Genomic DNA, 7756 nt, shown 5'->3' on the forward strand with positions numbered 1-7756 from the left:
GGGCAAGATCAGCGGGCCACAGCCGAAAGTCGGGCGGTGGTTCCCATTGCCGTCCAGGTGCGGCCGTTTGGCCGATTGGTGCGTGAGAGCGCTCCCATGACACTGGAGACCTCGCAGACGAGGAGGACCGATGCCCGGTTTCCGCAGAACCGCCCTCGCCGGCCTGGCCGCGACCATGCTGCTCGCCGTCGGCGGGACTCCCGCCGCGGGCGACCGCCCCGCCTACCGCGATCCCGCGCTGCCGGTGCCGGACCGCGTCGACGACCTGATGGCTCGCATGTCGCTGGACGACAAGCTCGGCCAGATGGTGCAGATCGAGCGCAAGGCCGCCGATCCGCAGGCGGTGGCCGACCACCGCATCGGCTCGGTGCTCAGCGGTGGCGGTTCGGCGCCCGAGCCCAACACCGCCGAGGCGTGGGCGGACATGTACGACGACTACCAGCGCGCGGCGCTGGCGACACCGCTGGGAATCCCGGTCATCTACGGCGTCGACGCGGTGCACGGCCACAACAACGTGCACGGCGCGACGATCTTCCCCCACAACATCGGCCTTGGAGCGGCGGGAAACCCCGAGCTGGTCCGGAAAATCGGTGCCGCTACGGCGAAGGAGGTCGCGGCCACCGGCATCGACTGGACCTTCGCGCCGTGCGTGTGCGTGGCGCGCGACGAGCGGTGGGGGCGCACCTACGAAGCCTTCGGGGAGAAGCCGGAGAACGCCTCGGCGATGACCACCGCGGTCACCGGCATCCAGGGCGAGAAGCTGGGCGCCGATCCGACCTCGATCCTCGCGACCGCCAAGCACTACGTCGGCGACGGCGGCACCACCGGAGGCGACGACCAGGGCAACACCGAGATCAGCGAGGAGGAGCTGCGCGCGACGCACCTTCCGCCCTTCCGGGAGGCCATCGCCCGCGGCGTCGGGTCGGTCATGATCTCCTATAGCAGCTGGAACGGGGAGAAGCTGCACGCCAGCAGGTACCTGGTCAACGACGTGCTCAAGGGCGAGCTCGGGTTCTCCGGGCTGGTGGTCTCCGACTACGACGCGATCGACAAGATCGACGGCCAGGAGGACTTCACCCCCGACGAGGTGCGCGCCGCGGTCAACGCGGGCATCGACATGATCATGATGTCGGACCGGCACGGGAAGTTCCTGGACTACCTGCGGGCCGAGGTCGAGTCCGGCCGGGTGCCGATGGAGCGCATCGACGACGCCAACCGCCGCATCCTGACCAAGAAGTTCGAGCTCGGCCTGTTCGAGCGGCCGTTCGCCCAGCGCGACCTGCTGCCCGGCGTCGGCAGCGCGGAGCACCGCGAGCTGGCGCGCCAGGCGGTGCGCGAGTCGCAGGTGCTGCTGCGCAACGACGGCGTGCTCCCGCTGGCCAAGGACGGCGGGAAGATCTTCGTCGCGGGCAAGAACGCCGACGACATCGGGAACCAGAGCGGCGGCTGGACGATCTCCTGGCAGGGCTCCAGCGGGGACATCACCGAGGGGACCACGATCCTCGAAGGCATCCGCGCGACGGCGGCGGGTTCCGAGGTGACCTACGACCGGCACGGCAACGGCATCGACGGCAGCTACCGGGCGGCGATCGCGGTGGTCGGCGAGACCCCGTACGCCGAGTACGAGGGCGACCGGCCGGACGGGCTGGAGCTCGACGAGGAGGACCGGGCGACCATCGCGAAGCTGCGCGAGTCCGGCGTGCCGGTGGTCGTGGTGACGGTGTCGGGCAGGCCGCTGGACATCGCGGGCGAGGTCGACGGCTGGAACGCGCTGCTCGCGGCCTGGCTGCCGGGGTCGGAGGGGCAGGGTGTGGCCGACGTCCTGTTCGGCGACCACAACCCGAGCGGGAAGCTGCCCGCGACCTGGATGCGCTCGTTCGACCAGCTCCCGATCAACGACGGCGACGGCCAGGAGCCGCTGTTCCCCTACGGCTTCGGGCTTAGTTACCGAAGCGGTCCTGCCGCTTCGGAGTCCCATACCAACGAAAAGGACTGGCCCCGCCAAGACACCCACGGGCTGGGCACAGCCTGAGAACCCGCGGGTGGTCGCTTTGCTTTGGTGGGCTAAGCGGCTTCGCCGCTTGAGGACGATGGCTGGGTCAGGGGCGGCACCGCGCACGACCGTAGGCTTCGGGACGTGACGGAACCGAAGATGCTGGACGCCGGGCGGCTGCGGGCGAAGCTGGTCGACAGCGGCCCGTACGCGGCGCTCGACGTGGTCGAGGTGACCGGCTCGACCAACACCGACCTGACGGCGGCGGCAGCGAGCGGCGCCGCGGACCGGACCGTGCTGATCGCCGAGGAGCAGCGGTCCGGCCGGGGCCGGATGCAGCGCGACTGGGTGTCGCCGCGCGGGTGCGGGCTCAACGTCAGCGTCCTGCTGCGACCGCGGGTCGATCCCGCCGTGCTCGCGCTGCTGCCGCTGGTCGCCGGGGTCGCGCTGGCCGAGACCGTCGACCGCGCCACCGGGGTGCGCGCCGCGCTCAAGTGGCCGAACGACCTCCTGCTCGGCGAGGAGCAGCGCAAGGCGGCGGGCATCCTCGCCGAGGCGACCGCCGGGCCGGACGGCGTGGCCGTGGTGCTCGGCATGGGCGTCAACGTCCACCACCGCGCCGAGCAGCTGCCGACCGGAGCGGGCGGCCTGCCCGCGACGTCGCTGGTCGAGGAGGGTGCCGACGTCGACCGCGAGGCGTTCGCGGTCGAGCTGCTGCTGGCGTTCGCCGAGTTCGAGGACGCCTGGCGGTCGGCCGGGGGCGATCTGGAGCGGACCGGTCTGCTGGACCGCTACCAGCGCTGGTGCGCGACCATCGGCCAGGCGGTCCGCGTCGAGCTCGGCGGCGACGAGCAGCTGCACGGCACCGCGGTCGGGGTCGACGCGGGCGGGCGGCTCGTGGTCCGCACCTCCGACGGCGGGCTCACCCCGGTTTCGGCCGGGGACGTCGTCCACCTGCGGCGGGCCTGAGGTTCCGCCGCCCGCGCCGCAACGCAGGCCGATTCCACGCGTCTCCATAGCGGTACCGTGATCGGTGACGCCGCGCTGAGGAGGAACGGTGGCCTATCCCGACGCGCTGCTCGGCGAGAACGAGTACGTGGTCGTGCACAAGCACCCGCACTGGAAGATGCTCGTCCTGCCGGTGCTCGTGCTGCTTGTCGTGGTCGGCGGCGGTTCCTACCTCGCCGCGCTGGTCGCGCCGACGACCTGGCACCTGCCGGTCTGGATCGCGCTGGCCGTGGTCGGCGGGTTGCTGGTCCTGTGGTTCACCGTCGCCCCCCTGGTGCGCTGGCGCACCACCCACTTCGTGATCACCACGCACCGCCTGATGGTCCGCGAGGGCGTGTTCACCCGCAGCGGCGTCGACATCCCCGTGCAGCGCATCAACAGCGTCCGATTTCGTCACGGTCTGTTGGATCGGCTCGTCGGGTGCGGCACGCTCATCGTGGAGTCGGCCTCCGACGAACCCCTGGAGTTCGACGACATCCCGGCGGTGGAGAAGGTGCACACCCTCCTGCACCGCGAGATCAACGAGTCCGATCCGGACTGAGGCGATGGAGGACGCGACCCAGGTCCGTCGGGGCCGATCGGGTGCGACACAGGAGGAACGCTGATGGGGACGCGAGAGCTGGGCCTGCCGATGCGGGTGGCCTCGTCCGAGCCGGAGGTCCTGCCGGACGCGGTGACCATCTGGGAGGTCGGGCCGCGCGACGGGCTGCAGAACGAGAAGGAGGTCGTGCCCGCCGGGGTCAAGATCGAGTTCCTGCACCGGCTGGCCGCCGCCGGCCTGCCCGTCGTGGAGACCACGAGCTTCGTGCGCCCGGAGTGGGTTCCCCAGCTCGCCGATGCCGGCGAGGTGCTGGACGGCCTGCGCAAGGCCGACGGCGTGCGCTACCCGGTGCTGGTGCCCAACGCCCGCGGCCTGGACCGCGCGCTCGACTCCGGTGTCACCGACATCGCCGTGTTCGCCGCCGCCACCGAGAGCTTCACCCGGCGCAACCTCAACCGCGGCCTGGACGAGCAGTTCGTCATGTTCGACCCGGTCGTGCGCCGCGCGGTGACCGAGGGGATGCGCGTCCGCGGGTACATCTCGATGGCCTTCGGCGACCCGTGGGAGGGCGCGGTCGGCGTCGACCAGGTCGTCTCGGTCGGCAGGCGGCTGCTGGAGATGGGCTGCGACCAGCTGTCGATCGGCGACACCATCGGCGTCGCGACGCCCGGCCACGTCGAGACGCTGCTGCGCACCTTCGTCGCCGCGGGCGTCCCGGTGGAACGGCTGGCGGTGCACTTCCACGACACCTACGGCCAGGCGCTGGCCAACACCTACGCCGCGCTCCGCGTCGGCGTGTCCACTGTGGATGCTTCGGCGGGCGGCCTCGGCGGCTGCCCGTACGCGAAGTCGGCGACCGGAAACCTCGCCACCGAGGACCTGGTGTGGATGCTGGAGGGGCTGGGCATCGAGCACGGCGTGGACCTGGACGCGCTGGTGGAGACCAGCACGTGGATGGCGGGTCACCTCGGCAGGCCGAGCCCGTCCAGGGTGGTCAAGGCCCTGTCCGCCTCGTGAGCAGGCTGCACCTGGTCGACTCCCGGCCGGTCCTGGCCTGGCGCTGGGACCGGCCCCTGCTGGCGATCTCCTCGGCCGCGCACGGCGGCGGGATCGGTGAGCGGGACTGGGTCGTCAACGCGACCGTCGTCCGCGACTACTCCCATCCCGACCCGTCCGCGCACGTCCGGGAGATCGCGGCGGAGATCGGGCTGACCGGCTCCGGGGTCGGGATGCTCACCGCCGTCGACGTGCGGCACGAGGTCACCTCCGCCGACTCCGGGGTCCGCGCGAGCGTGACCACCGGGGTCTCGCATCCGATCTGGGCCGCCGCCCCGGAGCGGGAAGTGGCGTGGGAGCCCGGGACCATCAACGCGATCTGCTGGTCGCCGGTGCGGCTCAGCGAGGCCGCGCTGGTCAACGCGATCGCCACCGTCGCGGAGGCCAAGGCGCAGGCGCTGCTCGAGTCCGGCGTCAACGGCACCGGCACGGTCACGGACGCGACGACGGTGCTGTGCCCGCTCGACGGCGAAGCCGAGAGCTACGGCGGACCGCGCTCCCGCGTCGGTTCCGCGCTTGCCCGCGCGGTGCACGCGGCCGTCGCCGCAGGGCTGCGTGCTTCGGCGTGACGGGTGCTTCGGCGTGAGCGTCAGTCCGCGTCTCTGGTGCCAAACATCCCGACGAAGGAGAAGCGCAGCACGCGGTCGCCGCCGCGGTCGGCCGTGCCGGTGATCTCGACCAGGCCGAGGTTGGGCCTGCTGTGCGAGCGGCGGGCGCCGGTCACCTCCAGCTGGAAGTGCAGGACGTCGCCGGGGAACACCGGTGCCAGCCATGAGAGCTCGTTGCCGCCGGGCGAGCCCTGCGAAGTCGAGTCGGCGAGCACGTTGTCGACGTAGGCGCGCATGAACAGCGACGCGGTGAACCAGCCCGACGCGCACAGGCCGCCGAGCACCGAGTTCCGGCCGGCCTCCTCGTCGAGGTGGAACGGCTGCGGGTCGAACCGGGCCGCGAAGGCGACCATCTCGTCCCGGTCGACCTCGACCTTGCCGAGGTCGATCACGCGGCCGGGGGTGAGGTCTTCGTAAGCGATGCGGGCCATTTCGCCATCCTGTCAGCCCTTCCGGAGCCCCGGTGCTGAGACTGTGCTCACAGTGAGCGGTGCCGTCAACCCATCGGCCGGGACGTGGAACCATTCGGCCGTGGCGCGCGTCGAAGTTCTCAAGCCGCGCTCGTGCACCGCCACCGGCCTGCCGACCGAGACCAGCCCGCGAGGAAGGGAGAGCGGCCGTGCCCAGCGATCACCGCGCCGAAGTGGAGCAGTTGATGGCCGACTACCGGCGAAGCCGGGAGCGGCTCGACGAGACCAGGCGGGAACTGGCCGAGATCACCGAAACCTCGGCCAGCGCCGACGGTGCGGTCCGGGTCACCGTCGGTTCCCGGGGAGGACTGCTCGGCCTGGACCTCTCCGACGACGTCTACGAGCGCTACCGGCCCGCGCGCCTGTCCGCGCTGATCATGCGGCTGACCGCGGAGGCGACCACTGCCGCCGCGCGCCGCGCCGCGGACGCGCTCGCGCCGATCGTGCCCGAGGGCACCGACCCCGACCTGCTGCTGGGGGAACCGCGAATTCCGGTCGTGCGCAACGAAACCCCGCGCGTCGACGACAATGCCGATGACGACTTCAGCGCGGTGGATTGGACCCGATCATGAACGGCTTCCGCGGCGATCCGGAACAGCTGGCGAAGCGGGCGGCCGAGTTCGAGGAGCACGCGGGCCGGGCGCAGCGGATCAGCGCGGACCTGCGCGGCGCCGTGGATTCCGCGGGCGAGTGCTGGGGACGCGACGCCATCGGAGCGAGCTTCGCCGCGACCCACCAGGAACGAGCGCGGCGGACCGCCGACGAGCTGGCGGCGATGGGCGGGCGGCTGCGCGACCTCGGCGCGAAGTTCGGCGGTGCCGCCGCGGAGTACCGGCAGGTCGACGCCGGGCAGGCCGAGGAGCTCGGCCGGACCACCGGACAGGGGTGAGCAGCATGGGGATCGAGCTACCCGCCGAACTCCGGGAGGCCGCCGCGCGCGCGGGCGCGCGCTGGCCGGAGGGCGACGAGGACCTGATGCGCGAGTCGGCGACGGCGTGGCGGGACGCCGCGCGAGCGGTGGACTCGCTCGCCCGCGAGTCCGACGGGTCCGCGCAGGGCGCGCTGGCGGCGTTCGAGGGCGAAGCCTCCGACGCGGCGCGCCGGGAGTGGGACCGGTTCGCCACCGGGGACGGGCCGCTGCCGCGGTCGGCCAAGGAGTGCCTGGCCGCGGCCGACCGGCTCGACCACGCGGCCGAGCAGATCGGCGCGGCGAAGGCCCAGATGGTGCGCGAACTGGTGGCGCTGGCTCGGAACACCGACGCCGCGCAGCAGGCCGCGGCGGCGGGGAACCCGCAGGCGCTGGCCGGGCTGGAGGCGGCGGTCCGGGGTGCCGCGGCCGGGGTGGGACAGGTGCACGACACCCTGACCAGGGCGGTGGACATCGACAGCGGGGTCACCGTGGAGCCCGGGCGGCCGGTCGGGGTGCTCTCGTCCACAGTGGATGGTGTCGGGGCGGTGGGTTCCGGCGCTGCCGGGGCGGCGGGTTCCGGCGGCGCCGTTGGCGGAGTCGGCGCCGTTGCTGGGGGCGCGGCTGGTGGTGCAGGGGCGCTGGCGGGCGGCGTGGCTGGTGCGGTTGCCGGTGACGGCGGTGTGGGTTCGGTCGTCGGAGGGGTTGCCGACGGCGTGGGTTCGGCCGCGAGTGGTGCTGCTGGCGGTGTGGGTTCGGTCGCCGGAGGTGCGGCGGACGGCGTGAGATCGGTGGCGGCAGGTGCTGCGGACGGCGTGAGTTCCGTGGCGGACGGAGCGGCTGGCGGTGTCGGTTCGATCGCCGGTGATGGTGCGGCCGGTTCGGTCGCCGGGGGCGTTGCCGACGGCGTGGGTTCTGTTGCGGCTGGTGCTGCGGGCGGTGTGGGCGCGGTCGCCGGAGGTGCTGCGGACGGCGTGGGTTCGGTCGCGGACGGAGCGGCTCGTGGTGTGGGGTCGGTCGCCGGTGGTGCGGCCGATGGCGTTGGTTCTGCCGCCGCTGGTGCCGCGGACGGTGCGGGTTCTCTTGCCGCCGGGGCGGCTGGGGGCGTCCGCTCGGTCGCGGACGGTGCCGCCGGGGCGGTCGCGGACGGCGGCGTCGTCGGCGAGGTCGCCG

At 72.9% G+C, this 7756-nt stretch carries 9 protein-coding genes; 8 read left to right on the top strand and 1 reads right to left on the bottom strand.

Going from position 1 to position 7756, the window contains the following annotated elements:
• Nucleotides 1-130: 130 nt before the first annotated feature.
• The 5 genes from ABD691_RS07065 (at nucleotide 131) to ABD691_RS07085 (ending at nucleotide 5167) form a co-directional block, all read left to right on the top strand.
• Nucleotides 131-2032, top strand: coding sequence for a glycoside hydrolase family 3 protein (locus ABD691_RS07065; RefSeq protein ID WP_344678636.1), 1902 nt, complete (start codon nucleotides 131-133; stop codon nucleotides 2030-2032).
• Nucleotides 2033-2137: 105 nt separating this feature from the next.
• Nucleotides 2138-2962, top strand: a complete 825-nt coding sequence (locus ABD691_RS07070; protein WP_344678637.1) for a biotin--[acetyl-CoA-carboxylase] ligase — start codon at nucleotides 2138-2140, stop codon at nucleotides 2960-2962.
• A gap of 88 nt (nucleotides 2963-3050) precedes the next feature.
• Nucleotides 3051-3542: a PH domain-containing protein gene (locus tag ABD691_RS07075; protein WP_344678638.1), complete on the top strand. Its 492-nt coding sequence runs from the start codon at nucleotides 3051-3053 to the stop codon at nucleotides 3540-3542.
• Nucleotides 3543-3605: 63 nt separating this feature from the next.
• Nucleotides 3606-4559 carry a hydroxymethylglutaryl-CoA lyase gene (locus ABD691_RS07080; RefSeq protein WP_344678639.1) on the top strand — a complete coding sequence of 318 codons (954 nt, stop codon included), beginning with the start codon at nucleotides 3606-3608 and terminating at the stop codon, nucleotides 4557-4559.
• Nucleotides 4556-5167: an adenosylcobinamide amidohydrolase gene (locus ABD691_RS07085; protein ID WP_344678640.1), complete on the top strand. Its 612-nt coding sequence runs from the start codon at nucleotides 4556-4558 to the stop codon at nucleotides 5165-5167. Before ABD691_RS07080 ends, ABD691_RS07085 begins: the two co-directional genes overlap by 4 nt.
• A gap of 20 nt (nucleotides 5168-5187) precedes the next feature.
• Here ABD691_RS07085 and ABD691_RS07090 read toward each other — a convergent pair whose 3' ends face one another.
• The gene (locus ABD691_RS07090; protein ID WP_344678641.1) at nucleotides 5188-5637 is read right to left on the bottom strand and encodes a MaoC family dehydratase; all 450 of its coding nucleotides are present in this window, start codon (nucleotides 5635-5637) and stop codon (nucleotides 5188-5190) included.
• A gap of 188 nt (nucleotides 5638-5825) precedes the next feature.
• Between ABD691_RS07090 and ABD691_RS07095 the strand changes: the two genes are divergently transcribed.
• The 3 genes from ABD691_RS07095 to ABD691_RS07105 all read left to right on the top strand — a co-directional run.
• Complete coding sequence (locus tag ABD691_RS07095) at nucleotides 5826-6248, top strand: YbaB/EbfC family nucleoid-associated protein (RefSeq protein WP_344678642.1); 423 nt, start codon at nucleotides 5826-5828, stop codon at nucleotides 6246-6248.
• Nucleotides 6245-6565, top strand: a complete 321-nt coding sequence (locus ABD691_RS07100; RefSeq protein ID WP_344678643.1) for a WXG100 family type VII secretion target — start codon at nucleotides 6245-6247, stop codon at nucleotides 6563-6565. The genes ABD691_RS07095 and ABD691_RS07100 overlap by 4 nt, the downstream gene beginning before the upstream one ends.
• A gap of 5 nt (nucleotides 6566-6570) precedes the next feature.
• Nucleotides 6571-7756: WXG100-like domain-containing protein (locus ABD691_RS07105; protein ID WP_486374889.1), on the top strand; the 1186-nt coding region annotated here is incomplete at its 3' end.

Origin of the sequence: Saccharopolyspora taberi, assembly GCF_039534165.1 — a bacterium.
Lineage (GTDB): Bacteria > Actinomycetota > Actinomycetes > Mycobacteriales > Pseudonocardiaceae > Saccharopolyspora_D > Saccharopolyspora_D taberi.

Bases quoted from the DNA above. Each gene is read 5' to 3' on its own strand.
- ABD691_RS07090 (WP_344678641.1), bottom strand. From the start codon at position 5,637: ATGGCCCGCATCGCTTACGAAGACCTCACCCCCGGCCGCGTGATCGAC.
- ABD691_RS07100 (WP_344678643.1), top strand. From the start codon at position 6,245: ATGAACGGCTTCCGCGGCGATCCGGAACAGCTGGCGAAGCGGGCGGCC.
- ABD691_RS07065 (WP_344678636.1), top strand. From the start codon at position 131: ATGCCCGGTTTCCGCAGAACCGCCCTCGCCGGCCTGGCCGCGACCATG.
- ABD691_RS07080 (WP_344678639.1), top strand. From the start codon at position 3,606: ATGGGGACGCGAGAGCTGGGCCTGCCGATGCGGGTGGCCTCGTCCGAG.